Source organism: Marinobacterium sp. LSUCC0821 (assembly GCF_012848475.1).
GTDB lineage: Bacteria > Pseudomonadota > Gammaproteobacteria > Pseudomonadales > Balneatricaceae > Marinobacterium_E.
Genome location: NZ_CP051666.1, coordinates 2,198,731 through 2,223,096 on the forward strand (window position 1 = coordinate 2,198,731; position 24,366 = coordinate 2,223,096).

The window sequence follows — 24,366 nt, forward strand, 5'->3', positions numbered from 1 at the left end:
TGAGGTGGAGAGTCTTGGATTAGAAGAGCTCCAGGTAGAAATTCCGTTACCTTGTCATTACTTCTCATACAGCACCTCCGTGTGCAGCCCCTATCTGTTCTGGCAAAGCGAGATTTTGTTGGATCGCAAAGAGCTTTGCATACACCCCCTTATTTTTGATAAGTGCATCATGACCACCCTGTTCAACAATTTGCCCCTGATTTAATACAAAGATGCGATCGCAACGCGCCACTGCTGAGAGCCTATGGGCAATGGTAATGACGGTTCTACCCTTGCGAATAGACTCCATATTTCGTTGCAGCTCGAATTCAGATTCATAGTCGAGTGCGCTGGTTGCTTCGTCGAATATTAAAATTTTGGGGTTGGTGAGTAGGGCACGTGCTATTGCGATTCGCTGCCGTTGACCGCCGGAGAGATTGCAGCCTCGCTCTCCAGTATTGGTGTCATATCCCTCTGGTAGTGCACAGATGAATTCATGAGCGCCGGCCATTTTTGCTGCGTGGGTTATCTGTTCGATTGTGGCAAAAGGGGCTCTTACAGCAATGTTCTCACGTATCGATTTATTGAATAGGAAACTCTCTTGAGGAACGACACCAATGTTTGATCTTAACCAGTCGATATTAACCATGGAGAGATCGACGCCATCTACTAAAACGCGCCCCTGGTTAGGAAGATACATTCGCTGAACTAATTTGGTGAGAGTGCTTTTACCCGATCCTGATGAGCCTACGATACCAATCGACTCTCCTGCTTTGATATTGAATGAGATGCTTTTTAGCGTTGCTGGTGTATCTGGTTTGTAGCCGAATGTGACCGAGTCAAAACTAATTTCACCTTTGAAGCCAGGAATTGAGGTACGTGATTTAGAGAGTTGTGATTCTGTTGGCGTATCGAGAATCTCTGCAAGTCGTTTAAGTGAAATGCCCGCCTGTTGAAAATCTTGCCAAAGTTGAACAAGTTTCAAAATGGGTGCAGAAACTCGTTGAGCGATCATGTTGAATGCGACTAGCTCGCCCACGGTGAGTGAACCATCAATGACTAGATGGGAACCAAACCAAATTATGAGTATGGTTGTCAGTTTGCTGATTAAACCTGCGACTTGCGATGCAATGTTGTTTAAATTTTGTGACCGAAAGCCGGCCTTCACATAATGAGCAAGTTGCCCCTCCCAGCGGGTTTGAAGTTTTGGTTCAAGTGCCATCGATTTAATGGTTTCCACACCGGAAATAGACTCAACCAAAAACGCCTGGTTCTCCGCTCCACGTCTGAAGCTTTCATTAAGCCTAGCTCGTAAGCCTGGCGTGATAAGAATGGAGAGAAGAATGTAGAGTGGAATTGCTCCAACAACTACCCAAGTCAGTGTTGGACTGTATAGCCACAACACGGCAATAAAGATTAGCGTAAAGCTAAGATCGATCGTCAGTGTAAGTGCCGTCCCTGTAAGGAACTCTCGTAACGAATCTAGCTCCTTTACACGCGCAACGCTGTGTCCTACCTGTCTATTTTGAAAGTACGCAAGAGGTAGCTTCATAAGGTGGTCATAAAGCTTCGCCCCGAGTTCTACATCAATTCGGCTTGCTGTGTGGCTGAAAAGGTAGTTCCTAATTGTGCCTAAAAGGGCATCAAAAATGGCGATACCTATAAAAGCGATAGCGAGGATATCTAGCGTGGTAAACCCACGGTGAACTAATACTTTGTCCATGACTATCTGAAAGAATAGGGGAGTAGCTAGTGCAAATAACTGTAGGAAAACGCTGATAATCACTATTTCAGCAAATAGCTTTTTGTATTTCTTTAGCGCTGGAATAAACCAATTCAGTCCAAAGCGTTGATTGAATCCCTGTGTGCTGTGCATATCGGTGGCGAGCAAACTTTCGCCACTCCATAAATTCTCAAGCTGAGCAGCACTAATTGATTCTGGTGATTTGGACTGAGCCACTAAGTAGCGGGTCTCGCCTTCACGAATTTTCTGGTTAAGTAGTACAAACGGCGAGCCACTTCGATCAATCAGAATGGCAGGTAGTAATTCATTTCTAAGCTCTTCTGGCTTTAAAGTTTGCTTTTTAACTTTGAAGTCGTGCTGTTTAAGAGCTCTTTGGATATCTGTAATTTCAAGCGTACCGTCACTGTTTACATATGTATGTTGTAGCTGAACCGGATCTGCTTGACTGTTTCTTAGCTGTAAGATTGTATGTAGGCAAAATAGCCCTGAATCCCATTTCATCTTTAAGTCCCCATCCTTGGTTACCCTTTAAGGTTTAGCACAAGATTCAAATTTTTGTGAAAAATTGAGAAGTTTTAGCCAAAAGTTGAATGGGAGAGTAAATGTATTACAATGAATACATTGTATTTTTGGAGGTGTGGAGTGGGAGTTACAACTGTTCGTCTAAGCGATGAAATGGAAAAGCAAATAGATCAGCTAGCTTCGAGTACTCAAAGGTCAAAAGGGGCGGTAATTAAGCAAGCCCTTAATGAGTTTATAGAGAAGCAGGCTTTGGAAGAGCGAAGATGGCAGCAGACTCTTGATGCCATTGAATCCGTCGCAAACGGTGAATTTGTGGATGGAGACGATGTGCATCAATGGATCCGTAGCTGGGGGGCCGAAGACGAACTATCTACCCCTGGTGCTTAATTTTGAAATTAATATATTCAAAATCAGCGGTTAGAGACCTAGCTCGATTAAAAGAGTTTATTTTTCTAAGTGATCCACCGGCAGCGCGAAGGGTGATAACACTCCTATTAAAACGATTGGAGTTGTTGATGACATTCCCTGAGATCGGTGTTCCAGTTAGCAAAGCCCCTAAGCCAAACTCTGTTAGAGATTTATTTGTGGGTCAATACGTCGTGCGTTATCTAATCAGCAATAACTTAATTACTATTCTAAGAATTTGGCATGAGAAAGAAGATAGGTAAAAAGGGTGTATGCCCCCGCAGCTTCCTTACTTTAGGGGCATACTGAGAGTTTAAAGCAAGGCTCACTGTGCTCTCGAAACCTGACAGTCCTTGCCAAGCACTTGGTCTTTACCAAGGTTTAAGAATTAAAAGCTGGTTCGTCGGCGCTAGATAACTCCCCAGCTCTCAATTTTGTATATCTCGTATTTGGAATTCCCTTTCCAGAGATACACGTAGGAAATAACCGAAGTTGAGTTTCCAAACCCTCCATCCGTGAAGGTCCCATTATGTATAGTCCAGGTTTTTGAGTTCTGCATAAATTTTTTGAAAATTTAGACTAAGGTCTAACAGTAAAGCTGCGTTTTTATAATTTCAGCAAACCTGTAGCGATATGTTTTAAAGATGCTTCTTTCTCTTTAAACCTTTAAAATGTTCAGACTTTCTCTATACGTGAAGCGCTAATGACTACAGACGCCCAATTGCAAGAAGACTCAGATAAGCAGCAAGAAGACCCATACAAAGAGATTCGCCCCTATCGCGATGACGAAGTTGGGCAGGTTCTTTTTGATATTCTCCATGATAATGAATTCATCGACGCGATAACCAAGTATCAATTCCCTAAAGCATCTAAATGGGCAGGCTGGTTTTTACGACCAGTGGTTAAGCAGGTTTTAGCGGCACGCTTGAGTGATATTGATTCTGTCGAAGGTTTTCAGGAACTGGTCTCTACCTATATGGCCAAGATGATCAATCGCAGTACTACTAAGGTGAGCTGTAGTGGCATAGAGAAGTTGGCTCATGATGAGTCTTACCTCTTTGTATCGAATCACCGTGATATCGCGATGGATCCAGCGTTTGTTAACTGGATGCTCTACCACAATAAAATGGAAACAGCGCGTATCGCGATTGGCGACAACCTTCTGCGTAAGCCGTATGTTTCTGATTTAATGCGTTTGAATAAGTCATTTATTGTGAATCGTTCTGCTAAAGGACGCGAGATGATGACCGCACTAACGCAGCTATCATCCTACATCGACCACAGCATTCAGACTGGCCACTCTGTTTGGATTGCGCAGCGTGAGGGCCGCGCGAAGGATGGTAATGATAGGACTGATCCAGCACTGCTAAAGATGTTCTATATGTCACAGCGCAAGCAGCGTTCATTTAGTGAAATGGTCGAGCGCTTGAATATTGTTCCTGTTTCGATCTCTTATGAGCTAGATCCTTGTGATGCAGCCAAAGCCAATGAGCTGGCCGCTAAAGCATCCGACGGTAACTACGTTAAGGGTGAGTTCGAGGATATTCAGAGTATCGTTCGCGGTATAGTGGGTAATAAAGGTCGAGTGCATGTTGCCTTTGGCGATGTCATCACTGGTGATTTCCAAGATGCCGATGCGCTTGCGGCGGAGATTGATCGTCAGATTTATCTTAACTATCGTTTACAGCTAACGAATTTAGCGGCATCGGGTCAAGAAACCGATGCTGAGGGCCAGGCATTGCTGGAACAACGCCTAGAACAAGTGACTGGTAGTGCACGTGATATCTTGAAAGCGATGTATGCAAAACCTGTAGAAAACTTCAAAGCAGCCGAAGCTGAACTTGTAGGAATGGATTGATGTCTGAATTTACTCATATCGACTCTAAAGGTCAGGCTCGTATGGTCGATGTGTCTGAGAAGGAAGTGACCTTTCGAGAAGCGCGTGCCGTTGGACGTGTAACAATGGAGCCTAATACGCTTGAGATGATTGTTTCAGGTGGTCATAAAAAAGGTGATGTTTTAGCGACTGCCCGTATCGCTGGTATCATGGCTGCTAAGCGCACCTCTGATTTGATTCCAATGTGCCATCCTTTGATGTTGAGTAGCGTGAAAGTCGAGTTAACCCCCAATCAGGCTGAAAATTGCGTTGATATTGAAGCAATTTGTAAGCTCAGTGGCCAAACTGGCATTGAGATGGAAGCACTTACCGCGGTGTCAGTTGCAGGTTTGACCCTTTACGATATGTGTAAAGCGGTTGATAAAGCGATGGTGATTGACCAGGTTCGCCTTGTAGAGAAGAAGGGTGGTAAATCTGGCCACTACCTTGCTGAGTAACTTTTATGTTGAAGATTGTCTATTTCGCCAGCCTCAAAGATAAGATTGGTCGCTCTGAAGAGACGCTGGAACTGCCAGCTGGAGTTGAAAACCTCGATCAACTAGTTGGCGCTCTGAGTGCCAAGCATGGTGAAGTTTGGAGTTCTGTCATTAATGGTTCCACTATTTTGAACGCAGTAAATCACGAAATGTGTGAGCGCTCACAACCAATCAAAGATGGTGACGAAATCGCCTTCTTTCCGCCAGTGACTGGAGGCTAAGCTCAGCACTATGATCTCTTTTATACGTTCTCTGCTTTACTACGCTGCTTTTTATCCAGCGACCATCATTTATGCATCACTCTGTTTGATCGTTGGTAAGTTTTTACCTTTCCGTCAGCGTTTCATCTTTTTTACTCAGCTGAATAAGTTCTACATCTTTTGGTTGCGCGTAACTTGCGGGATTAAAGTGGATGTAAAAGGGCGTGAAAACCTCCCAAAAGATGGCGCCTATGTGGCTATCTCTAACCATCAGAGCGAGTGGGAGACGATCTATTTTCAGTTGCTGATTAGCCCGCAGGTCGTGGTGCTGAAGAAAGAGCTTTTGAAAGTTCCCTTCTTTGGCTGGGCACTTGCTATGTTGGAACCTATTGCCCTAGACAGAAGTGCAAAACGTGGCGCTCTAAAGCAACTGCTTGAACAGGGAAAAGATAAGCTGTCACGTAAAATTCCAATTCTTATATTTCCTCAGGGTACACGTTTACCTGTTGGTGAGTTAGGCCGCTGGAATAAAGGCGGTGCCATGCTGGCCGTTGCAAGCGAAGTTCCATTAGTGGCTATAGCTCACAACGCTGGGCGCTTCTGGCCCGGCAAGGGTTTTGTGAAACACTCTGGCACAGTTGAGGTGGTTGTCAGCCCTGCTATCGAAACGGTTGGTAGAAGTGTTGATGAGGTTCATACAGCCTCAGTTGAATGGTTAGAAGAACACCTTAAAGAGATAGGCGCGTAAACCTCGTTTTTAAGTTTTTTCGATTTTTTTGAAATAAATTCGGATTCTGCTGGCGCTATTCAAAATCTTTACTATTCTTGTATTACGTTGCTTGTACAAGGAAGTGCAAACCAAAGTGAATTTGGTTGTCAGGATGACAATACGCAGCGATGAAGCCCGGTGCCAATGATTGGTATCCGGGCTTCGCTTTTTTAAACGCGTTATTATGATAAGACCTATTTAAAGAGCTTTAAATAGGTCTTATTGTTGTCCTTTTATTTTCAAAAGTTTATATTTATAAAAATTATTTTTAGGAGGTTGTATGCCGCGCCAAGTTTTAGCTGATCTCTGTGTAAGTATCTCTGAGCTTAAGAAAAATCCTAGCGTAGTTGTTGCTCAGGGTGATGGCTTTCCTGTAGCTGTGCTTAACCGTAATGAACCTGATTTTTACTGTATCCCAGCTGCAGCTTGGGAGGAGATAACAGACCGACTTGAGGATATCGAACTGAACATGATTGCTGATCAGCGTGTTGATCAACCAATCATCGAGGTTGATATTAATGAGCTATAAGTTAGCCTTCCGCCAAGATGCTAAAAAAGAGTGGGATGCCCTCTCTCCATCAGTGAAGGAGCAATTTAAGAAGAAGTTGGTTGAGCGTCTAGAGAATCCGCGCATTCCCAGTAGTAAGCTATCTGGCGTAAAAGATCGTTACAAGATCAAACTAAGGCAGGCCGGTTTTAGACTAGTCTATGAAGTTAGAGATGAGATAGTCACGGTCGTGGTAGTTGCTGTAGGTAAAAGAGAACGCAATGCGGTTTATAAAATGGCAATGAAACGCATTTGAGTTGAAATTGAATTTACTGATTTAAAACTAATTCAAAAAAATTGGAATTTTACTGGCGTAATTAAAAATCTTTACTACTCTAATAATACGTTGCATGCACAAGGATGTGTAAACCAAAGTGAATTTGGTTGTCAGGATGACAATACGCAGCGATGAAGCCCGGTGCCAATGATTGGTATCCGGGCTTCGCTTTTTTGGGTTTAGTAAAATTGGGATATACAATTGACATATACAAGATGCGGGTTTACTGTTTTATTTATTAATTAGTTGAGGAGTTCGTTGATGCAGAGTGCTCGGATTTTTAAAAGTAATACCTCTCAAGCTGTTAGGTTTCCAAAGCAGGTGGCATTACCGGATAGTGTAAAAGAAGTAGATATTATAGCTATGGGACGTGCCAGGTTAGTTGTTCCCTCAGGTGAGGGTTGGGATAGTTGGTTCGATGGTGAGGCTGTAACAGAGGATTTTATGGAAGTGCGAGATCAGCCTGAGGGTCAAGCAAGGGAAAGTCTCTAATGCTCAAGTACATGCTCGATACAAATATCGTAATCTACACGATTAAGAATAAACCCGAAGTTGTTAGAAGTCGTTTTAAGCAACATTACGGTCAGATGTGTATCTCGAGTGTAAGTTATATGGAGCTGATTTTTGGTGCTGAACGTTCAGGTAATCCGGAAAAAAATTTAAGAGTTTTAGAGGGTTTTGTTGCACGTATGGATGTTATTCCCTTTGACAGTGAAGCTGCTGTTCATAGCGGTCAGCTTCGTACAGAACTTGCTAATAAAGGAACTCCGATTGGACCCTACGATTTAATGATTGCGGGGCATGCAAGATCTGAGGGTTTTATCTTGGTAACCAATAATGAAAAAGAGTTTGTTCGAGTGCCTGGTTTACGTGTGGAAAATTGGCTGTGAGCTTTGCATGATAAGAATGTGAAGGTCCTTCTTTCTGGGTAGAAAAGTCAGATTCTTCTCTGTTTTTTAAATTAATTAAAAAATATTAGAAATTTACTGGCTTAATTATAAATCTTTACTACTCTAATAATACGATGCATGCACAAGGATGTGTAAACCAAAAGGAACTTGGTGGTCAGGATGACTAAATGCAGCGTTGAAGCCCGGTGCCAATGATTGGTATACGGGCTTCACTTTTTTCATATCAGGCGAGTCTATCGACTGGCCAATACACGTTCTCTTTTGTTTATAATAGTCTCATATTTTGTTCTTAGGACTTCGTTATGTTCAACTGGTTCGTGATTCAATCTAAGCCTGGCCAACTTCTTAAGGCTCAAGCAGAGTTGGAACAGCAGGGTTTTGAAACTTACCTACCCTTGCTGAAAACTGAGCAAATAAAAAAGGGTAAACGGGTCGAAGTCGAAGCCCCTCTCTTTCCAGGCTACCTGTTCATCTTTCTTTCCAAAGAAGAGAGTAATTGGCGCCCAATTCGTTCAACTCGTGGTGTGGCAAAGTTAATTAGTTTTGGTAGCGAGCCTGCAATCGTCCCAAAAGATGTTGTAAATGCCATTCGTGCACAGTTACGCCACACTGATGCCGAACAGTCATTCAGAAAAGACGATAAGGTTTCTATAAGTGATGGCCCCTTCAAAGACTTGCAAGCAGTGTTTATAGAGTACGACGGTGAACAGAGAGCGTTTGTTTTGATGGAGTTGTTAGGGCGTTGGCAAAAGATGTCTGTCGAACTGTCGGCTATTAGTTAAAGGCTGTTACCTCCCAAACCGGCGTACACTCTTCGATATGAAGTTCGGCTGGGTTTACGTTATCGACCCAGCTCTGCAGATACCTTAATGTTGTTGTCTCTTTCCGCCATCCGCCACGCAACATAATCTTTTCTAACGGCACGCCTGCATTCAACATATCTAGCGCAGCACCCACCCGAAACGAGTGGCCGCTTAAGTGTGGAAGGTCTCGACGCCTAGCCCGGTATTGCAAATCGACCAGAATAATATTGATGGATGCTGGGTTGAGTTTATCACCTAGGGTTTTGTTGTCTTTACGTATGGATCGCAGAATGCGTCCCTCTGTAGCCCCAATTCGACGCTTCCATTTGGTTATCTTGGTTGCTAGTAGATCGCTTATAGGGATGAGTTTGCCATCGCCTAATTGATCGGTTTTAGAGCGTTTAAGGTTTAATGCAAAGTGGCCATTTGGCAGTGTCTTTAAATCCTCAAAACAGAATGAACAGATCTCTGAGGAGCGGCGCATGGTCTCATAACCGATTCTAAGCAGCAGTTCATTGCGCCGGCCGGCTAGAGAGGAGTCACATTTTTTTAAAAGTTGCTCAAGAAGGTCGAGTGTCAGAGGGTGAGCCTGTTTCTGCTGCCTACCGATTTTACGATGCATCTTTTTCAGTGCAATTTTAACCTCTGGTGTTTTCGTTGGGCTATTGAAGCCCGCAAAAAAGCAGATAGACCCCAAAGTATCTATGCGGCGCCGAATAGTCGCACTTTTTTGAAATTGAGACATCTCTTCAATGTAAAGTGCTAGATCTGAAGCTTGGGGTGGAAGAGGATTAAGTCCTTTTGATATTGCCCAGTTGGCAAAGTGTTTAAAGTCACTGCGATAAGCTTTGAGGGTATTTTCTGCAAAGGCGCCGTCTAATTGCGCCATCAAATCATCTAAGAACTGATTTACGTCCATCACCTACCTCCCTGTATCGTGATGGTTTAAGTGTAGACCACAAAATGTGGATTCTGTTTTAAAAAATTTACAGAGATAAAATGTTTCAAAAATTTATCAAATATACTATATTGCAAACTATATGAAACAAATATGGTGTTTTAAGTGGACGCTGAAAATATTGGGATAGCAATAAAGCAAGAACGAAAACGCTTGAACGTAACCGCTGAAGCATTGTCAGGTGCTTCAGGTATTTCAAGAGTTACATTGCATCGAATTGAGAAAGGTGAGGGAGGGTCAAGTTTGAACAGCTACCTCGCCGTAGTAGCTGCTTTGAATCTGGAGTTAACGTTGACTGATACGTCAAAAGTTGGGGCGCGCAAAGTTGATCAAGAAGACTCTATTCCTGTGATCATTCGGCTGGATGACTACCCTGAACTTAAAAAGCTCTCTTGGCATATTACAGGCAGAGACTACCTTAAACCTTTCGAAGCACATGCTATGTACGAGCGAAACGCCCGTCATCTTGATGAAAATGATATGACACGAGCTGAAAGGTTATTGATGGCAAATTTAAATAGGGCATTTGCATGAACCATGAAGGTTGTCATTTTAAAAGACCTCATCATCAGCTGATTGCAAGAGTACTTGCAGCGATTAATACAGATCTCTTTGATATGAGTGAGTGCTTTTTTGGTGGAGGAACTGCTATCGCCCTTGCTTATGGAGAATACCGAGAATCTATTGATATAGATTTTGTGGTCTCTAGTAAGGAAGGTTATCGCGCTCTGCGAGAAGTTGCGAAAGGACACCAGTTGGGTTTGGGGCTTTTTAAAGAGCATCAAGAAGGGTTGGATATTGATCGAGTGCGCATGGACCAGTATGGAATTCGTATGGTAGTGAGGATTAGCGAAAGTGCATTTATTAAATTTGAAATTGTGAATGAGGGAAGGGTAGAAATTCAAAAGCCTGATGCAGACTCAAGGATTTGTGGAGTATCCATATTGAGTAGGCTTGATATGGCGGTTACAAAGTTACTGGCCAATTCAGATCGTTGGGCTGATCGCGCGGTTTATTCTAGGGATGTTATTGATTTATCGATGTTGGGTTTATCAAAGAGAGAGCTAAGTCAGGCCATATCCAAAGCTGAAGCAGCCTATGGGTCTTCAATTATGCAAGATTTGAAAAAGTCACTTACCTACCTGACTGAAACACCGAAACGACTCGAACAATGTATGGAAGCTATGAGCATCGATCTCCCTAAATCTGTTCTATGGCAAAAATTGAAAAAGCTAGAGCGAGACTCTGATAATTGCCTATAGCCCCTAAATAATAACATTTAGTTAGACAACCACCTTAGCCTAAGTTAATTGAAGAGCGCCCAGATATTTCACAGCGCGAACTGGCTTCGCGGTTGGGTGTGAGTGTCGAGAACTACAAATCAACATAGGGTGTCATTGAATTCCTATCAAAAGGGCAACAAAGGCTTGTTTTCCCGTAGGTGTCGTCAACTTGCTTTCCATCCCGTCAGAGAATTGATGAGCCTTAGTTATCCCTTCTTTTGTTATCGATATCACCAAAGTCACTTTGTAAAGTTATTACAATCTTGTTAGTCTATGTTCATAGATTGAACAACCGTTTTAAATGTAACCGCACTGTGGCAAGCAGGGGCAGTAGCGTGCCTAAATGAGTCAAAACAGCGATACCCTTGAACTTGACTACCGTGTCCTTCAATTAATAGAAGAACGACCTGATATTTCACAGCGCGAACTGGCTTCGCAGCTGGGGGTGAGTGTGGGTAAAACCAACTACGTATTGTCTGCACTTATAGAGCGTGGCTTGGTTAAAGCGGAAAACTTCAAGCGTTCAAATAACAAAGCCGGTTACTTATATCTTCTTACACTCAAAGGCATTTCAGATAAGGGGTTAATCACTGCGCGATTCTTAAAACGGAAGGTGGAAGAGTACGAGCGCTTAAAGGCTGAAATTGCGGATATTCAATCAAGAATCGAAGAGTGAGTGTTGAGAACTAAAAGTCAAAATTGGGTATCATTGAAAACTTATAATAACGGCGATAAAGACTTTCTTGAGGTTCGTCCTGATATTTTTGATTTTAGTAGAGAAGTGCTATCGATGAGCGATCTGAAAATTGACACAGCTTTTTATGTGAAATGTATATCTGCCCTAGAGCGTGCGTTCGAAATGTTGAATGCTTCACAAGCTGAAAGCATCGAATTTGAACTCTATCGCTCAGCGACCATCAAAGAGTTTGAAATTATATTGGAGCAGTCGGGTAAGTTACTTAAAAAACGATTGAGACCTTTCTTTCACAGTAATAAAGCTGCTGATGAGCTTTATTTCAAAGATATATTTCGTCATGCAGCATTGCATGGTCTGATCACTGCTGAAGAAGCAGAAAGATGGTTGCAGTATAGGGATAATCGGAATTCCACGAGTCATGACTATGGTGAAAAACTCGCTAACACAACGCTGCTGTTGATCCCTAAATTTATTGTTGATGCTAAACGGTTGGCAAAAGTTATAGATGCTGCTTAGAGATAAAGATCACAAGGAAATTATCCGCCTAGCTAAAAGGTCGTTTACAAAGCCCGTTAAAGTTTGGGCTTATGGTAGCCGTGTTAATGGTATGGCGCACGAGGGTAGCGACCTCGATTTGGTTGTGCTCCCGGATGGCGATGGAATGCTTGATCTTAGCGAATTAGGAATTTTCAAAGATTTATTACAAGAATCAACCATTCCGATTCTTGTTCAGGTTTTAGATTGGAATCGCATACCTGAAAGCTTTCAAGCGAATATTTTGAAAGAGTACGAGGCGCTCTTATAGGTAAGGCGGGCTTATATTAATAAGTGGCCCTTATCGGAAACTAAAGTAGTTTTATATAGAAAGTGTTAGCGTTTAGAAAAACAGCAAGGTTTTTGAAACTATCTCGAAGAGATAGCAATGTATTATAAGTCTCATTGAAAATTTGTAGGCGTTAGCTCACAGAGCGAAGAGATTCACGCTAGGTGTTTATTAGTAAATGAAAAAAGTCTTAACAGTATTCGGTACACGTCCAGAAGCTATCAAGATGGCCCCGTTGGTCCGCGCACTCGCCGCTGACACACGTTTCGAATCGCGTGTATGCGTAACGGCTCAGCACCGTGAAATGCTTGACCAAGTGCTTGATCTGTTCGAGATCAAACCCGAATATGATCTGAATCTTATGAGGCCTGGGCAAACTTTGAGCGATGTTACGTCCGGGATCTTAAAAGGGATGGAGAGTGTGCTGGATGACTTCCGGCCGGATGTGGTTCTAGTGCACGGAGATACAGCGACAACCTTTTCTACAGCGCTGGCTGCCTATTACAAACAAATACCAGTCGGTCATGTTGAGGCGGGTCTTCGGACAGGAAATATATACTCTCCATGGCCAGAGGAAGGTAACCGTAAGCTGACGGGTGCGCTAACGCGTTATCATTTTGCACCGACCGAAACTTCACGACAAAATTTGCTCAACGAGAGTATTCCCGCTTCTGATATCTCAGTGACTGGCAACACGGTTATTGATGCGCTTTTATGGGTAAAGCACAAACTAGATAATGATGCCCAGTTGCGTGATGAGTTAGCTGCATTATTCCCCATGCTGGGCACACACAAGAAACTAGTTTTGGTAACGGGCCATCGACGAGAAAGTTTTGGTGGTGGGTTTGAGCGTATCTGTGAGGCTCTGCGGAAATTCTCGAGCGAGCGTGATGACTGCCAAGTAGTCTATCCGGTTCATCTAAATCCAAACGTGCAGGAACCTGTAAATCGGCTTCTGGCGGACTGCAGTAACGTTCATTTGATACCCCCGCAAGACTATTTACCATTTGTATACCTTATGATGCAGTCCTGCCTGATATTGACGGATTCCGGTGGAATACAAGAGGAAGCTCCGTCTCTGGGTAAGCCAGTTTTGGTCATGCGCGACACAACTGAGCGTCCCGAGGCTGTGGATGCTGGTACGGTAAAGCTGGTGGGTACTGATGTAGATCTGATTGTCGAGGAAGTGATAAACCTTCTTGTAAACGAAAATGCCTACGCAGCCATGTCGCGCGCCCACAACCCGTATGGTGACGGCCAGGCGTGCAAACGTATCTTGAATTTTTTAAGTATTTAAGGAAGCTATATGAGCTTTGAAACGATCTCCGTTATCGGTCTTGGCTATATTGGACTGCCAACAGCGGCTATGTTTGCCTCGCGAAAGAAGAAGGTAATAGGAGTAGACGTAAACCAAAAAACTGTCGATACAATTAACCGCGGCGAAATTCATATCGTTGAGCCAGAACTGGATATTATTGTCCGCTCAGCTGTTAAAGAGGGTTACCTCAAGGCAGTTACAATACCTGAGCCTGCGGATGCATTTCTGATTGCAGTGCCAACACCTTTCAAGTCGAATGGTTCAGAAATTCCAGAGCCGGACCTCGGGTACATAGAGAAAGCTGCTAAGGCTATAGCTCCAGTTTTGAAAAAAGGCGATTTGGTGATTCTCGAGTCTACCTCACCAGTTGGGGCGACGGAGCAGATGGCTGAGTGGTTGGCAAACTCTCGTCCTGATCTGAGATTTCCGCAACAGCTTAGTGAAAATGCAGATGTTTCAATTGCGCACTGTCCTGAGCGAGTTTTACCGGGTCACGTTGTAAGAGAGCTTGTCCAAAATGACCGTGTGATTGGTGGAATGTCAGACATGTGCTCGAAGAGGGCTGTCGAACTCTACAAGGCGTTCGTCGAAGGTGAGTGTGTAATCACAAACGCACGTACGGCTGAAATGGCGAAACTCACTGAGAACTCCTGTCGAGATGTTCAGATAGCTTTTGCAAACGAGTTATCGATGGTTTGCGATCAGCTTGAAATTGATGTCTGGGAACTGATCACCTTGGCGAACAGGCACCCGCGTATAAACATACTTCAGCCAGGCCCTGGTGTAGGTGGGCATTGTATAGCTGTAGACCCCTGGTTCATTGTAAGTAAAACACCAGGCTTAGCGCGCCTGATAGAGACTGCCCGATTAGTAAACGACTCAAAGCCAAATTGGGTAATTAAAAAAATTCAGATGGCGCTTGCCGAGTATTTGCTCGAGCATCCTGATAAAACCGCTAAAGAGGTGACAGTTTCGTGCTTCGGTTTGGCATTTAAGGCAGACATAGATGACCTGCGGGAGAGCCCGGCATTAGAAATAGCGAGAACGCTAGCGGAACTACACCCTGGGCGGACCCTGGTTGTTGAGCCAAACATCAAAGAACTACCAATAAAGCTCCAGGATGCGGTAGAGCTCGTGAGTATCGTGACTGCCCTTGAGTCCTCGGAATTGATAGTATTGCTTGTAGATCATCATCACTTTAAAGCTATCGATCATCGGAATATCAACGCTAAAGTTATAGATACCAGAGGTATCTGGAACCGCTGATTTACCGAATTGAAACAGAAAAGGAAACCTTAATGCTAACCAATGCAACAATTCTAGTTACAGGCGGTACAGGTTCATTCGGTAACACTTTTGTTCCAATGACATTAGAAAAGTACAACCCCAAGAAAATAATTATCTTCTCACGTGATGAGATGAAACAGTGGGACATGGCCAAAAACTACCAAGACGACCCTCGTGTGCGTTTTTTTATCGGTGACGTGCGTGATCGTGATCGTCTTTACCGTGCGTTGGATGGTGTTGATTATGTTGTTCATGCCGCTGCTACTAAGATAGTACCCACAGCCGAGTACAATCCATTTGAATGCGTTAAGACCAATATCAATGGTGCAATGAACGTTATCGATGCCTGTATAGATAAGAAAGTTAAAGGTGTAGTGGCTTTATCGACTGATAAGGCGAGCAGTCCGATTAACCTCTACGGTGCTACAAAGCTAGCGTCAGATAAGTTGTTTGTGGCCGGTAATCATTATGCTGGAGGTAAAGGGACTTGTTTCTCTGTTGTTCGTTACGGCAATGTAATGGGCTCCCGTGGTTCAGTCATTCCATTCTTCATGTCGATCAAAGACAAAGGCTCACTGCCTATTACCGATGAACGGATGACCCGTTTTATGATATCGCTAGAGCAGGGTGTCGAGTTGGTCTGGCATGCTTTTGAAGATATGATCGGCGGCGAAATATACGTGAAAAAAATTCCTTCAATGAAGGTTACTGATCTGGCTCGGGTAGTTGCGCCGGAAGCAAAACAGGAAGTTGTCGGTATTCGTCCAGGCGAAAAACTGCATGAGCAGATGATCGGAACCGAAGATGCATTCTTTACTTATGAGTATCCTGAACACTATAAAATTTTACCGCAGATAAACAGTTGGGGGCTAGACGCTAATCGCATTAAAGACGGGCAGAAAGTACCGGAGGGTTTCGTTTACTCCAGCGAAAATAATGCCGAGTGGATGAGTAATGCTGAATTGCAGGTCTGGATTGATGCCAACCGTGAGAAGATCGGGAGTATCTGATGATCCCTTACGGCCGACAGGAAATTATCCAGTCAGATATTGATGCGGTTGTCGAGGTGCTTCAGTCTGACTTTCTGACGCAAGGGCCGAAGGTGCCACTGTTCGAACAGACGGTTGCCAACAAGGTAGGGGCTAAACATGCGATAGCTGTAAATAGTGCTACCAGCGCCTTGCATATAGCCTGTATGGCTCTTGGGCTCGGTCAGGCTGATTGGCTGTGGACTACCCCTATCACATTTGTCGCCTCGGCCAACTGTGGTCTCTATTGCGGGGCGCAGGTCGATTTTGTCGATATCGACCCGATTACCTACAACCTCTGCCCCAAGGCATTGGAAGCGAAGCTGATTGCTGCCGAACGGGAAGGCAAACTGCCTAAAATACTAGTCGTTGTGCATCTGTGCGGCCAGCCCTGCGATATGCATGCAATTCATGGGTTGTCACAGCGGTATGGCTTCAAGATCATTGAAGATGCGTCTCACGCTATTGGCGGCAAGTATCAGGGTGAATATATCGGCAACTGCCGTTATAGTGATATAACGGTTTTCAGCTTCCATCCGGTGAAAATCATCACCACCGCAGAAGGCGGCATGGCGCTGACGAATGATGACCAATTGGCAGAAAACATGAACCTCTACCGCAGCCACGGTGTTACCCGCGACCAGAACCGTATGACCCATGAGCCAGATGGGCCTTGGTACTACCAGCAGGTCGAACTCGGTTACAACTACCGAATGACCGAACTACAGGCAGCGCTCGGGATCAGTCAGACAGAACGGCTAGATACGTTTGTCGCCCTCCGCCATGACTTAGCAAAACGTTATGATGGGTTACTGAAAGAATTGCCGGTTAAAACCCCTTGGCAGCATCCTGGCAGTTATTCGGGACTGCATTTATATGTGATTCGCCTGCAGCTGGACAAAATCGGCAAAACCCATCGTGAGGTATTTGAATGCCTACGCGGGCAGGGAATTGGTGTAAACCTACATTACATTCCGGTGCATACCCAACCCTACTACCAGAAAATGGGTTTTATGCAAGGCGATTTCCCTATAGCCGAGCGCTATTATAGCGAAGCGCTCAGCCTGCCAATGTATCATGGGCTGACTGATGTGCAACAGGACACAGTGGTTGGGTGTTTGCGTAAAGTATTATCGTGATGAAAATTGCATTGGGCACCGCACAGTTCGGTTTGGTGTATGGCGTAGCTAACGCAAGCGGTCGTGTTCCAGAGAACACTTCTCAAGATATTATTAGCCTCGCACGTGAGTTGAACGTGGACACACTAGATACTGCTGCGGCCTACGGTACTAGCGAAGAGGTACTAGGTCGTGCTGGTATCGAAAATTTTAAGGTGATTTCGAAAGTTCTTCCAGGTACAGACTGCATCGAAAAGCCAGCAAGTTGGGTAAATCGTTGTATTGATCGATCACTCACGAACCTCAAATGCGATTCGCTCTATGGGTTACTCCTGCACCGGCCTCTGGACCTGCTTCAGTCAAGCGGTGGTGAGCTTTACGAGGCTCTTGTTAATCTTAAGAGGCAGGGGTTGGTAGGAAAAATCGGCATTTCAGTGTACGGGCCAGACGATCTAGACAAACTAACTGATTTCGATTTTGACCTGGTTCAGGCACCGATGAATATCCTAGACCGACGCTTAGCGAATTCCGGTTGGCTTGAAAAGTTAACCAAACAGGGTGCGGAGGTTCATATACGATCTGCTTTTCTACAAGGGTTACTATTGATGCCAGCAGTGAAGCGGCCTGAATATTTCAAACCATGGCAAAAACTTTTATCCGAGTATGACACCTGGGTCTCCGACCAGCAATTATCTCATTTGCAGGCTTGTCTGGGTTTTCTGAGTGAGTATTCGGAAATTAATAAAATAGTGGTTGGTGTGGATACACCTGAGCAAATGCGGGACATTGTGTCTGCAGCTAACACTTCAACTCCCCGAGTACCAGAAAGCATACAGTCGACTGATATAAATTTCATCAATCCGGGGTTATGGAGGCTATGAGTATTAAGTTAGGCGTGCTCGGACTGTCAGAAGGTAATGGCCATCCCTATTCCTGGAGTGCTATTTTTAACGGGTATAATCCAGAGTTTATGGAGTTATGTGGCTTTCCGGTAATTCCGCGGTATCTTGAGTTACAGCAGTGGCCGGAAAGTCGAATTTCGAGAGCTGAAGTTGTATCTGTGTGGACACAGGATGAAAAGCTTTCCCAGATGATAGCGAAGGCTGCAAATATCTCCAAAGTGGTTCCGATTCCAGAAGCTATGATCGGTGAGGTCGATGCAGTTTTGCTTGCCAGGGATGATGCCGAGTGCCACCTTAAATTCGCGGCTCCTTTTTTGAAAGCCGGTTTGCCGATATATATTGATAAGCCAATTGCGCTGTCAATGGCCGACCTTGAAAAACTGTATGAACTCGAACAGTACCCTGGGCAGATATTTACTTGTTCAGCTTTGAGGTTCAGTCAGGAGTTGATGCTGTCACAGCAAGACCGTGAGAAAATTGGTGAAATAAGAAAAATCGTCGCTTTCACGCCTAAGTCCTGGAATAAGTACGCAGTACACATAATCGAACCCGTGCTGAACATGCTTCCTGAATCTGATCAGCCAGTGAGTTTCAGTGGGGGCGTTGTCAATAGATTGCATGACAATACTCCTGGATCGCTTCTTGTTGACTGGCGCAGCGGCATACAGACGGCCTTCTTTGCTGTAGGGGATGGCGTATCCCCAATTTCGATTAGAGTTGTTGGAACGAGAGGGTTCAAGGATTTAGTGTTCAGTGACTCTTTCAATGCTTTTAAGACAGCCCTCGAGATGTTCCTTGAAGGAGTCTGGAATCAGTCGGTCACTTCGCCTAGATCCTTTAACGAATTAGTTGTTCAATTGTTAGAAAGGGGGGGGCATGACTCAGACAATTATGATTACGGGCGGAACAGGTAAGTTTGGTCGCAAGTTTGTTATGCATTTTCTAATGAAGAAGTGGAGAGTTATTTTCACTACGACCTCACAGGTTCGTGGAGACGCTCTCATTGAAGAGTTCGGCAAACCAAGTGGCCTTGTGGCAATTGCTTCGGATCTTACCGGTCGTTCGGCAGTTAAAGAGTTATTAGAGGTTTTGGCGAAAAAGGGATATAGCATCAATCATCTAGTTAATAATGCCCGTAGCCTTGAATCGCTGAAAACAGATGCCTTTGGGCAAACCAGTCGCGAAGACTTCATGGCCGAGTATTTGATGGATGTGGTAGTGCCTTATGAACTTTCTATGGGTCTTTTTCACGCGCAACCAGGCGAGCTGAAAACGATTACAAATATAGGCTCTCAATATGGTGTTGTAGCCAGCAATCCTTACTTATACGAAGACTATCCCAAGCAATCACCTATACAGTATGGTGTAGCCAAAGCTGCGCTTAGCCATTTGACTAAAGAGCTTGCCGTGCGGATGGCCAGCAAAGGCGTTCGAGTGAACTGTATAGCATATGGCGGTGTGGAAGGTAGGGTAGATGATGCTTTTAAGGAACGCTATGCGGTATTAACACCTTCGGCACGTATGCTTGCGGAAGATGAGCTGGCCGGTCCGCTCGATTTTCTAATCGCTTCGTCCAGCAGTGCTGTTACGGGACAAACTTTGGTTGCAGACGGCGGCTGGTCGATATGGTGAAGCTGAGTATCGCAATCTTTGCTGCTAGTGTTTGTTCAAAGTGTATTTCTCGTAACGATATAGTGGTTTGTTCCGGCATTCTGTTGATTGTCCTTATAATTCAAGCCGCGAGAGAGTCCGGTTGGTTCGGTCGCAGGCTAGTTTCGGCAGATGTTAAATCAATTGCGGCGGTTTTCCTTCATTGAGAGTCTCATTTCGGGCTGACGCCTCTATCCGAATCGGTACCGGCCACGTTATGCGTTGCCTGACCCTGGCCGATGAACTGACCCGCCAAGGCCACCATTGTTGGTTTATTTGCCGAGAGCACCTAGGTCATCTAGGTGATGTAATCATCAGCAAAGGCTACAGCCTAACCCTGTTACCGGCACCAACCGACACACCGCCGCAGCAGAAAAACAACACATCCGACGTCTACGAACACTGGCTGGGCGCATCTTGGCAAGAGGATGCTAATCAAACGCTGGACGCGATTTTGCCAATGAAACCGGATTGGCTGGTCGTAGACAACTATGCACTGGATGCAAAGTGGGAACGTGCCCTTTCAAACGCAGCGCAAAAAATCATGGTGATCGACGATCTGGCGAATCGGCCCCATGAATGCAGATTGCTGCTGGATCAGAACCTTGGTCGCTTTGCATCGGATTATGATGGGCTATTACCTACAGAGTGCCAGCGATTGATCGGCCCTTGTTTTGCGTTGTTACGACCTGAATTTGCAGCGCTAAGAGAGAAAAGCTTGTTACGTCGTGAGAACCCAAAAATTAAGCGTATTTTAATTTCTTTGGGTGGAATTGATCGCACCAACGTTACCGGCAAGGTACTTGCAGCACTTGCACAGTCGTCACTACCTGCTGGTATTGAACTGGATATCATTATGGGTGCTGCTGCGCCTTACCTGGATGAAGTTCGCTGGGAAGCGGCGCAGTCGCCATTTAAAGCTATGGTAAGCGTGAATGTGCAGGAGATGGCAGCGCGAATGTTCCTGGCCGACTTGTCCATAGGTGCTGCTGGTGGCACTTCATGGGAGCGAAGTTGCTTGGGGCTTCCGTCGATGCTAATCGTACTAGCAGAGAATCAAGTGACTGGAGCCAAGGCGCTAGAAATGGTTGGTGCAGCGAGAGTGATAGAAGAACCGTCACTAGTCGAACCAATGCTGCCATCAATATTAGAAGAGTTATCAAACCCCACTCGGCTCATATGTATGAGTAAGGCTGCTGCAGGTATCACAGATGGTCACGGGGCTCTCAGTGTTGTAAGGACAATGGAAAGGTAATGTTTATGAATGAACATAGGCTAAGGCCGATGGAGGAGTCAGACCTTGAACAAGTGCTAAGCTGGCGTAACCATCCAGAAATTCGACGCTACATGTACTCCACCCACGAAATACCAATGGATGAGCATTGCGCTTGGTACGCCAGTTCGAGCACGGACCCGAGGGTGGAGCTTTTGATTTATGAGCAAGGATGTAAAGCACAAGGCTTTGTTAATATTACACGGACCGGTTGTGCTAATGTGGCAGACTGGGGGTTCTATATGGCCCCTGATGCCCCCAAGGGCTGCGGCCGTGACTTGGGCAAGCAGGCGCTCGACTATGCTTTCACAAAGTTAAGGCTTCACAAGGTATGTGGAGAGGTGCTTGGGGTTAATACCCGTTCGATAGCCTTTCATAAGAGCCTGGGCTTTACCGAAGAGGGTCGTCTGCGAGAGCAACACTGTGATGCCAGCAAGTTTCATGATGTTGTGTGCTTTGGCCTTTTGAGCAGCGAGTGGCAAGCACGATTTGAGGATTAAATTATGAAAGAACCGAGAATTTTTATATCCGGCAGAGAAATTTCCCAGAATCAGCCACCTTATATAATTGCTGAGCTCTCTGCCAATCATAACGGCAAGCTGGAAACTGCAATCAAAATAATTGATGAGGCCGCTAAGGCTGGTGCCGATGCTGTCAAACTACAAACCTATCGGCCCGACACAATCACGCTGGACTCCGATGCAGATGAGTTTAAAATCAAAGGGGGATTGTGGGATGGGCGAACACTCTACGAACTCTACCAAGAGGCTCATATGCCATGGGAATGGCATAAACCACTGTTCGAACACGCGGCTAAAGTTGGCATTACTATCTTCAGCTCACCCTTTGATTCCACTGCAGTGGATCTCCTAGAAGACTTGAACGCACCGGCATACAAAATCGCATCGTTTGAAGCAATAGATCTGCCGTTAATCCGCTACGTAGCAGCTACAGGTAAGCCGATGATCATCTCTACCGGTATGGCAGACGAAGAGGAAATCCAAGAGGCGGTCATCGCCGCTCGTGAAGGTGGTTGTAAAGAACTAGCTATTCTGCATTGCGTCAGCGGCTATCCAGCGCCCGCTGAGGATTATAATCTTTACACTATAAGTAACATGATAGAGCGTTTTGGATGTGTTGCCGGTCTCTCTGACCATACATTGGATAATACAACCGCGATAACAAGTGTAGCTCTTGGCGCTTCGATAATCGAAAAGCACTTCACACTTGATCGAAGTGGTGGTGGCCCTGACGATAGTTTTTCATTAGAGCCAGAGCAGCTGAGCAATCTCTGTCGAGACAGTAAAACGGCATGGAGGGCTACAGGGTCTGTTAATTACGGTAGAAAATCGAGCGAAGAAGGAAATGTAAAATTCCGAAGATCACTTTATTTTGTAAAGTCTGCTGCGCGTGGAGAAAAAATTACCGAAACAATGGTCAGATCCGTACGTCCCGGTTATGGCATACCACCAAAGTATCTTTATGATGTTATCGGAAAGACCTTAGTAAGAAATATTGATAAAAATTCTGCAGTGAAATTTTCGGATTTTGAATAGGTACGCGCAAATTAAATGATATTGGACTCTTGATATAATGGAAAATGAAAAAAAAGTAGCGTTAATAACTGGTGTGACTGGTCAAGATGGTTCGTACTTAGCTGAATTTCTTCTTGATAAAGGTTATGAGGTTCATGGGATTAAACGCAGAACTTCATTATTTAACACAGATCGTATAGATCATCTTTATAAAGATGAGCATGACCCAGAGTGTAATTTTTTCCTTCATTTCGGTGATATGACTGATTCCTTAAGTTTGGTGCGGATAATCCAAAAAGTCCAGCCAGATGAGATTTACAACCTCGCGGCACAATCTCACGTAGCTGTGAGTTTTGAAGAGCCTGAGTACACTGCTAACTCCGACGCGCTTGGAGCTCTTCGCATCCTTGAGGCGATCCGCACTCTTGGGCTGGAGAAAAAAACTCGTTTTTACCAGGCTTCTACGTCTGAATTGTTTGGATTGGTGCAGGAGGTCCCACAGAAAGAGACCACCCCTTTCTACCCACGAAGCCCTTATGCGGTCGCTAAACTGTATGCTTATTGGATCACCATTAATTACAGGGAAGCCTATGGGATCTATGCTTGTAACGGTATTCTCTTCAACCACGAGAGCCCAAATCGCGGCGAAACTTTTGTCACTCGCAAGATTACCCGTGCTATGTCTCGGATCAAACTCGGTCTGATCGATCGACTGTATCTTGGTAATCTCGATGCAAAACGGGACTGGGGGCATGCCCGGGATTACGTTGAGCTTCAATGGCTGATGCTGCAACAGGAAACCCCCGAGGATTACGTTATAGCCACTGGAGAACAGTACAGCGTTAGGGAGTTTGTTGAGCTTACTGCCGAAGAACTCGGTATCAAGATCACTTGGAAGGGTGAAGGCGTAGACGAGAAAGGGTATGACCATGAGGGGCGCTGTATCGTGGCTGTTGATTCTGCTTACTTCCGTCCAACCGAAGTCGAAACGCTATTGGGCGACGCTTCCAAGGCCAAAGAGAAGCTAGGCTGGAAGCCAAAGACCAGTTTCCGCGAATTGGTTAGTGAAATGGTTAAGGCTGATTACCAAGAGGCAAATTTTGAAGTCAAGATGGTTGCTGAGGGGCACAAAGCACTTAGGAATCAGCGTTGATCTGCTTCCAGGGCGAGAAACAATGCGAACAATTGACCGCGGAGAGCATTAGATGAGCAACAGAATAGCAATTATCCCAGCGCGTGGCGGATCCAAGCGGATACCCAAAAAAAATATTATCGATTTCTTTGGTGTTCCAATGATTGCCAGAACTATCCAGGCTGCCCTTGAATCGGGCTGCTTTGAGAGGGTGCTAGTCTCGACCGATGATCCTGCTATTGCTGATGTTTCACGAGCTCATGGTGCTGAGGTGCCGTTCCTTAGACTCGAGAATGCCGATGATCACAGCCCGATCAGTGAAGCGACCCTTTCAGCGCTTGCACAGGCAGAAGCTCACTGGGCTGAGATTTATGATACCGTGGTTCAATTAATGGCTAATTGTCCTCTAAGAAACTCTGATGACATTCGCAAGGCAGTTGCGGCCTTTGATAATCGATCTGCACAGTTTCAGATTAGTAGCTTTAAGTTTGGTTGGATGAACCCGTGGTGGGCTGCCAAGCTGGATGCTAATGGTACCCCGGAGCGTGTCTTTCCTGAGGCAATTTTTACGCGATCGCAAGACCTTGAAAGCCTCTATTGCCCAACTGGAGCTGTCTGGGTCGCGGAGTGCGTGGCACTTAAGCAAGCAGGCACCTTCTATGGAGACGGGTATGTGTTTGAGAACATGCCCTGGACATCGGCCGTGGATGTCGATGAATACGAAGATCTGGAGATGGCCAAAGCCGTTTTCCTGATGCAGAACTCTTCATCAAATGACTAAGACGAAATGGTAAGTCGAAGTGTTCTAATAATCGGCCTCGGGCAGATCGGT

Annotated in this window: 31 protein-coding genes; 29 read left to right on the forward strand and 2 right to left on the reverse strand. The window is 45.0% G+C overall.

All coding sequences use genetic code 11. From position 1 onward, the window contains the following. Positions 1 to 64 precede the first annotated feature (64 nt). Positions 65 to 2,224: a type I secretion system permease/ATPase gene (locus tag HH196_RS10700; RefSeq protein ID WP_169452104.1), complete on the reverse strand. Its 2,160-nt coding sequence runs from the start codon at positions 2,222 to 2,224 to the stop codon at positions 65 to 67. Between the two features lie 141 nt (positions 2,225 to 2,365). Between HH196_RS10700 and HH196_RS10705 the strand changes: the two genes are divergently transcribed. The 11 genes from HH196_RS10705 to rfaH all read left to right on the forward strand — a co-directional run bounded on the left by HH196_RS10705 (position 2,366) and on the right by rfaH (position 8,509). Continuing rightward, a complete protein-coding gene (locus tag HH196_RS10705) occupies positions 2,366 to 2,632 on the forward strand; it encodes a CopG family ribbon-helix-helix protein (protein WP_169452105.1) in 267 nt (88 codons plus the stop codon). A gap of 2 nt (positions 2,633 to 2,634) precedes the next feature. After that, on the forward strand, positions 2,635 to 2,913 hold the full coding sequence (locus HH196_RS10710) for a type II toxin-antitoxin system RelE/ParE family toxin (protein ID WP_169452106.1): 279 nt from the start codon (positions 2,635 to 2,637) through the stop codon (positions 2,911 to 2,913). Between the two features lie 440 nt (positions 2,914 to 3,353). After that, the gene (locus HH196_RS10715; RefSeq protein WP_169452107.1) at positions 3,354 to 4,508 is read left to right on the forward strand and encodes a 1-acyl-sn-glycerol-3-phosphate acyltransferase; all 1,155 of its coding nucleotides are present in this window, start codon (positions 3,354 to 3,356) and stop codon (positions 4,506 to 4,508) included. Continuing rightward, positions 4,508 to 4,984 carry a cyclic pyranopterin monophosphate synthase MoaC gene (gene moaC / locus HH196_RS10720; protein ID WP_169452108.1) on the forward strand — a complete coding sequence of 159 codons (477 nt, stop codon included), beginning with the start codon at positions 4,508 to 4,510 and terminating at the stop codon, positions 4,982 to 4,984. The genes HH196_RS10715 and moaC overlap by 1 nt, the downstream gene beginning before the upstream one ends. 5 nt (positions 4,985 to 4,989) lie before the next feature. Next, a complete protein-coding gene (gene moaD / locus HH196_RS10725; RefSeq protein ID WP_169452109.1) occupies positions 4,990 to 5,244 on the forward strand; it encodes a molybdopterin converting factor subunit 1 in 255 nt (84 codons plus the stop codon). 10 nt (positions 5,245 to 5,254) lie between these two features. Then, the gene (locus tag HH196_RS10730) at positions 5,255 to 5,971 is read left to right on the forward strand and encodes a 1-acyl-sn-glycerol-3-phosphate acyltransferase (RefSeq protein WP_169452110.1); all 717 of its coding nucleotides are present in this window, start codon (positions 5,255 to 5,257) and stop codon (positions 5,969 to 5,971) included. Positions 5,972 to 6,272: 301 nt separating this feature from the next. Continuing rightward, a complete protein-coding gene (locus HH196_RS10735; RefSeq protein WP_169452111.1) occupies positions 6,273 to 6,521 on the forward strand; it encodes a type II toxin-antitoxin system Phd/YefM family antitoxin in 249 nt (82 codons plus the stop codon). After that, positions 6,511 to 6,795 (forward strand): type II toxin-antitoxin system RelE/ParE family toxin, encoded by a 285-nt coding sequence (locus HH196_RS10740; RefSeq protein WP_169452112.1) that lies wholly within the window; start codon positions 6,511 to 6,513, stop codon positions 6,793 to 6,795. The genes HH196_RS10735 and HH196_RS10740 overlap by 11 nt, the downstream gene beginning before the upstream one ends. Before the next feature lie 282 nt (positions 6,796 to 7,077). After that, entirely contained in the window at positions 7,078 to 7,308 is a 231-nt protein-coding gene (vapB, locus tag HH196_RS10745; RefSeq protein ID WP_169452113.1) for a type II toxin-antitoxin system VapB family antitoxin, read from the forward strand. Beyond that, positions 7,308 to 7,706, forward strand: a complete 399-nt coding sequence (vapC, locus tag HH196_RS10750; RefSeq protein ID WP_169452114.1) for a tRNA(fMet)-specific endonuclease VapC — start codon at positions 7,308 to 7,310, stop codon at positions 7,704 to 7,706. The genes vapB and vapC overlap by 1 nt, the downstream gene beginning before the upstream one ends. 323 nt (positions 7,707 to 8,029) lie before the next feature. Next, positions 8,030 to 8,509 (forward strand): transcription/translation regulatory transformer protein RfaH, encoded by a 480-nt coding sequence (rfaH, locus tag HH196_RS10755; RefSeq protein WP_169452115.1) that lies wholly within the window; start codon positions 8,030 to 8,032, stop codon positions 8,507 to 8,509. On the opposite strand, the gene HH196_RS10760 is transcribed toward rfaH, so the two are convergent. Next, positions 8,502 to 9,449 carry a tyrosine-type recombinase/integrase gene (locus tag HH196_RS10760; protein WP_169452116.1) on the reverse strand — a complete coding sequence of 316 codons (948 nt, stop codon included), beginning with the start codon at positions 9,447 to 9,449 and terminating at the stop codon, positions 8,502 to 8,504. The two genes, rfaH and HH196_RS10760, sit on opposite strands and share 8 nt — an antisense overlap. 144 nt (positions 9,450 to 9,593) lie before the next feature. Between HH196_RS10760 and HH196_RS10765 the strand changes: the two genes are divergently transcribed. The 18 genes from HH196_RS10765 to HH196_RS10850 all read left to right on the forward strand — a co-directional run bounded on the left by HH196_RS10765 (position 9,594) and on the right by HH196_RS10850 (position 24,315). Continuing rightward, on the forward strand, positions 9,594 to 10,022 hold the full coding sequence (locus tag HH196_RS10765; protein WP_169452117.1) for a helix-turn-helix domain-containing protein: 429 nt from the start codon (positions 9,594 to 9,596) through the stop codon (positions 10,020 to 10,022). Next, the gene (locus HH196_RS10770) at positions 10,019 to 10,750 is read left to right on the forward strand and encodes a nucleotidyl transferase AbiEii/AbiGii toxin family protein (protein WP_169452118.1); all 732 of its coding nucleotides are present in this window, start codon (positions 10,019 to 10,021) and stop codon (positions 10,748 to 10,750) included. The genes HH196_RS10765 and HH196_RS10770 overlap by 4 nt, the downstream gene beginning before the upstream one ends. A gap of 65 nt (positions 10,751 to 10,815) precedes the next feature. Beyond that, complete coding sequence (locus tag HH196_RS11650; protein WP_371807858.1) at positions 10,816 to 10,878, forward strand: hypothetical protein; 63 nt, start codon at positions 10,816 to 10,818, stop codon at positions 10,876 to 10,878. A gap of 236 nt (positions 10,879 to 11,114) precedes the next feature. Next, positions 11,115 to 11,447 carry a MarR family EPS-associated transcriptional regulator gene (locus HH196_RS10780; protein WP_169452119.1) on the forward strand — a complete coding sequence of 111 codons (333 nt, stop codon included), beginning with the start codon at positions 11,115 to 11,117 and terminating at the stop codon, positions 11,445 to 11,447. Positions 11,448 to 11,450: 3 nt separating this feature from the next. Continuing rightward, a complete protein-coding gene (locus HH196_RS10785; protein WP_211160791.1) occupies positions 11,451 to 11,984 on the forward strand; it encodes an HI0074 family nucleotidyltransferase substrate-binding subunit in 534 nt (177 codons plus the stop codon). After that, positions 11,974 to 12,273 carry a nucleotidyltransferase family protein gene (locus HH196_RS10790; protein WP_169452120.1) on the forward strand — a complete coding sequence of 100 codons (300 nt, stop codon included), beginning with the start codon at positions 11,974 to 11,976 and terminating at the stop codon, positions 12,271 to 12,273. The genes HH196_RS10785 and HH196_RS10790 overlap by 11 nt, the downstream gene beginning before the upstream one ends. Positions 12,274 to 12,469: 196 nt before the next feature. After that, on the forward strand, positions 12,470 to 13,588 hold the full coding sequence (wecB, locus tag HH196_RS10795; protein WP_169452121.1) for a non-hydrolyzing UDP-N-acetylglucosamine 2-epimerase: 1,119 nt from the start codon (positions 12,470 to 12,472) through the stop codon (positions 13,586 to 13,588). A 9-nt stretch (positions 13,589 to 13,597) separates the two neighbouring features. After that, a complete protein-coding gene (gene wecC, locus HH196_RS10800; RefSeq protein ID WP_169452122.1) occupies positions 13,598 to 14,875 on the forward strand; it encodes a UDP-N-acetyl-D-mannosamine dehydrogenase in 1,278 nt (425 codons plus the stop codon). Positions 14,876 to 14,907: 32 nt separating this feature from the next. Beyond that, entirely contained in the window at positions 14,908 to 15,906 is a 999-nt protein-coding gene (gene pseB / locus HH196_RS10805) for a UDP-N-acetylglucosamine 4,6-dehydratase (inverting) (protein WP_169452123.1), read from the forward strand. After that, the gene (gene pseC / locus HH196_RS10810; RefSeq protein WP_169452124.1) at positions 15,906 to 17,063 is read left to right on the forward strand and encodes a UDP-4-amino-4,6-dideoxy-N-acetyl-beta-L-altrosamine transaminase; all 1,158 of its coding nucleotides are present in this window, start codon (positions 15,906 to 15,908) and stop codon (positions 17,061 to 17,063) included. The genes pseB and pseC overlap by 1 nt, the downstream gene beginning before the upstream one ends. Next, positions 17,063 to 17,923: an aldo/keto reductase gene (locus HH196_RS10815; protein ID WP_169452393.1), complete on the forward strand. Its 861-nt coding sequence runs from the start codon at positions 17,063 to 17,065 to the stop codon at positions 17,921 to 17,923. Before pseC ends, HH196_RS10815 begins: the two co-directional genes overlap by 1 nt. Then, the gene (locus HH196_RS10820; RefSeq protein ID WP_169452125.1) at positions 17,920 to 18,858 is read left to right on the forward strand and encodes a Gfo/Idh/MocA family protein; all 939 of its coding nucleotides are present in this window, start codon (positions 17,920 to 17,922) and stop codon (positions 18,856 to 18,858) included. Before HH196_RS10815 ends, HH196_RS10820 begins: the two co-directional genes overlap by 4 nt. Beyond that, a complete protein-coding gene (locus HH196_RS10825; RefSeq protein WP_169452126.1) occupies positions 18,821 to 19,576 on the forward strand; it encodes an SDR family oxidoreductase in 756 nt (251 codons plus the stop codon). The genes HH196_RS10820 and HH196_RS10825 overlap by 38 nt, the downstream gene beginning before the upstream one ends. Positions 19,577 to 19,811: 235 nt before the next feature. Next, positions 19,812 to 20,849: a UDP-2,4-diacetamido-2,4,6-trideoxy-beta-L-altropyranose hydrolase gene (pseG, locus tag HH196_RS10830; RefSeq protein ID WP_248276855.1), complete on the forward strand. Its 1,038-nt coding sequence runs from the start codon at positions 19,812 to 19,814 to the stop codon at positions 20,847 to 20,849. Next, the gene (pseH, locus tag HH196_RS10835) at positions 20,849 to 21,367 is read left to right on the forward strand and encodes a UDP-4-amino-4,6-dideoxy-N-acetyl-beta-L-altrosamine N-acetyltransferase (protein ID WP_211160793.1); all 519 of its coding nucleotides are present in this window, start codon (positions 20,849 to 20,851) and stop codon (positions 21,365 to 21,367) included. Before pseG ends, pseH begins: the two co-directional genes overlap by 1 nt. Before the next feature lie 3 nt (positions 21,368 to 21,370). Continuing rightward, a complete protein-coding gene (gene pseI, locus HH196_RS10840) occupies positions 21,371 to 22,423 on the forward strand; it encodes a pseudaminic acid synthase (RefSeq protein ID WP_169452128.1) in 1,053 nt (350 codons plus the stop codon). 37 nt (positions 22,424 to 22,460) lie between these two features. Beyond that, positions 22,461 to 23,555 (forward strand): GDP-mannose 4,6-dehydratase, encoded by a 1,095-nt coding sequence (gmd, locus tag HH196_RS10845; protein WP_169452129.1) that lies wholly within the window; start codon positions 22,461 to 22,463, stop codon positions 23,553 to 23,555. A 52-nt stretch (positions 23,556 to 23,607) separates the two neighbouring features. Next, on the forward strand, positions 23,608 to 24,315 hold the full coding sequence (locus tag HH196_RS10850) for a cytidylyltransferase domain-containing protein (RefSeq protein WP_169452130.1): 708 nt from the start codon (positions 23,608 to 23,610) through the stop codon (positions 24,313 to 24,315). Positions 24,316 to 24,366: the final 51 nt, after the last annotated feature.

Coding starts and splice junctions, on each gene's coding strand:
- HH196_RS10700 (WP_169452104.1), bottom strand. CDS start 2,224: ATGAAATGGGATTCAGGGCTATTTTGCCTACATACAATCTTACAGCTA.
- HH196_RS10715 (WP_169452107.1), top strand. CDS start 3,354: ATGACTACAGACGCCCAATTGCAAGAAGACTCAGATAAGCAGCAAGAA.
- moaC (WP_169452108.1), top strand. CDS start 4,508: ATGTCTGAATTTACTCATATCGACTCTAAAGGTCAGGCTCGTATGGTC.
- moaD (WP_169452109.1), top strand. CDS start 4,990: ATGTTGAAGATTGTCTATTTCGCCAGCCTCAAAGATAAGATTGGTCGC.
- HH196_RS10730 (WP_169452110.1), top strand. CDS start 5,255: ATGATCTCTTTTATACGTTCTCTGCTTTACTACGCTGCTTTTTATCCA.
- HH196_RS10735 (WP_169452111.1), top strand. CDS start 6,273: ATGCCGCGCCAAGTTTTAGCTGATCTCTGTGTAAGTATCTCTGAGCTT.
- HH196_RS10740 (WP_169452112.1), top strand. CDS start 6,511: ATGAGCTATAAGTTAGCCTTCCGCCAAGATGCTAAAAAAGAGTGGGAT.
- vapB (WP_169452113.1), top strand. CDS start 7,078: ATGCAGAGTGCTCGGATTTTTAAAAGTAATACCTCTCAAGCTGTTAGG.
- vapC (WP_169452114.1), top strand. CDS start 7,308: ATGCTCAAGTACATGCTCGATACAAATATCGTAATCTACACGATTAAG.
- rfaH (WP_169452115.1), top strand. CDS start 8,030: ATGTTCAACTGGTTCGTGATTCAATCTAAGCCTGGCCAACTTCTTAAG.
- HH196_RS10760 (WP_169452116.1), bottom strand. CDS start 9,449: ATGGACGTAAATCAGTTCTTAGATGATTTGATGGCGCAATTAGACGGC.
- HH196_RS10770 (WP_169452118.1), top strand. CDS start 10,019: ATGAACCATGAAGGTTGTCATTTTAAAAGACCTCATCATCAGCTGATT.
- HH196_RS10780 (WP_169452119.1), top strand. CDS start 11,115: ATGAGTCAAAACAGCGATACCCTTGAACTTGACTACCGTGTCCTTCAA.
- HH196_RS10790 (WP_169452120.1), top strand. CDS start 11,974: ATGCTGCTTAGAGATAAAGATCACAAGGAAATTATCCGCCTAGCTAAA.
- wecB (WP_169452121.1), top strand. CDS start 12,470: ATGAAAAAAGTCTTAACAGTATTCGGTACACGTCCAGAAGCTATCAAG.
- wecC (WP_169452122.1), top strand. CDS start 13,598: ATGAGCTTTGAAACGATCTCCGTTATCGGTCTTGGCTATATTGGACTG.
- pseB (WP_169452123.1), top strand. CDS start 14,908: ATGCTAACCAATGCAACAATTCTAGTTACAGGCGGTACAGGTTCATTC.
- pseC (WP_169452124.1), top strand. CDS start 15,906: ATGATCCCTTACGGCCGACAGGAAATTATCCAGTCAGATATTGATGCG.
- HH196_RS10815 (WP_169452393.1), top strand. CDS start 17,063: ATGAAAATTGCATTGGGCACCGCACAGTTCGGTTTGGTGTATGGCGTA.
- HH196_RS10820 (WP_169452125.1), top strand. CDS start 17,920: ATGAGTATTAAGTTAGGCGTGCTCGGACTGTCAGAAGGTAATGGCCAT.
- HH196_RS10825 (WP_169452126.1), top strand. CDS start 18,821: ATGACTCAGACAATTATGATTACGGGCGGAACAGGTAAGTTTGGTCGC.
- pseG (WP_248276855.1), top strand. CDS start 19,812: ATGCGTTGCCTGACCCTGGCCGATGAACTGACCCGCCAAGGCCACCAT.
- pseH (WP_211160793.1), top strand. CDS start 20,849: ATGTTTATGAATGAACATAGGCTAAGGCCGATGGAGGAGTCAGACCTT.
- pseI (WP_169452128.1), top strand. CDS start 21,371: ATGAAAGAACCGAGAATTTTTATATCCGGCAGAGAAATTTCCCAGAAT.
- gmd (WP_169452129.1), top strand. CDS start 22,461: ATGGAAAATGAAAAAAAAGTAGCGTTAATAACTGGTGTGACTGGTCAA.
- HH196_RS10850 (WP_169452130.1), top strand. CDS start 23,608: ATGAGCAACAGAATAGCAATTATCCCAGCGCGTGGCGGATCCAAGCGG.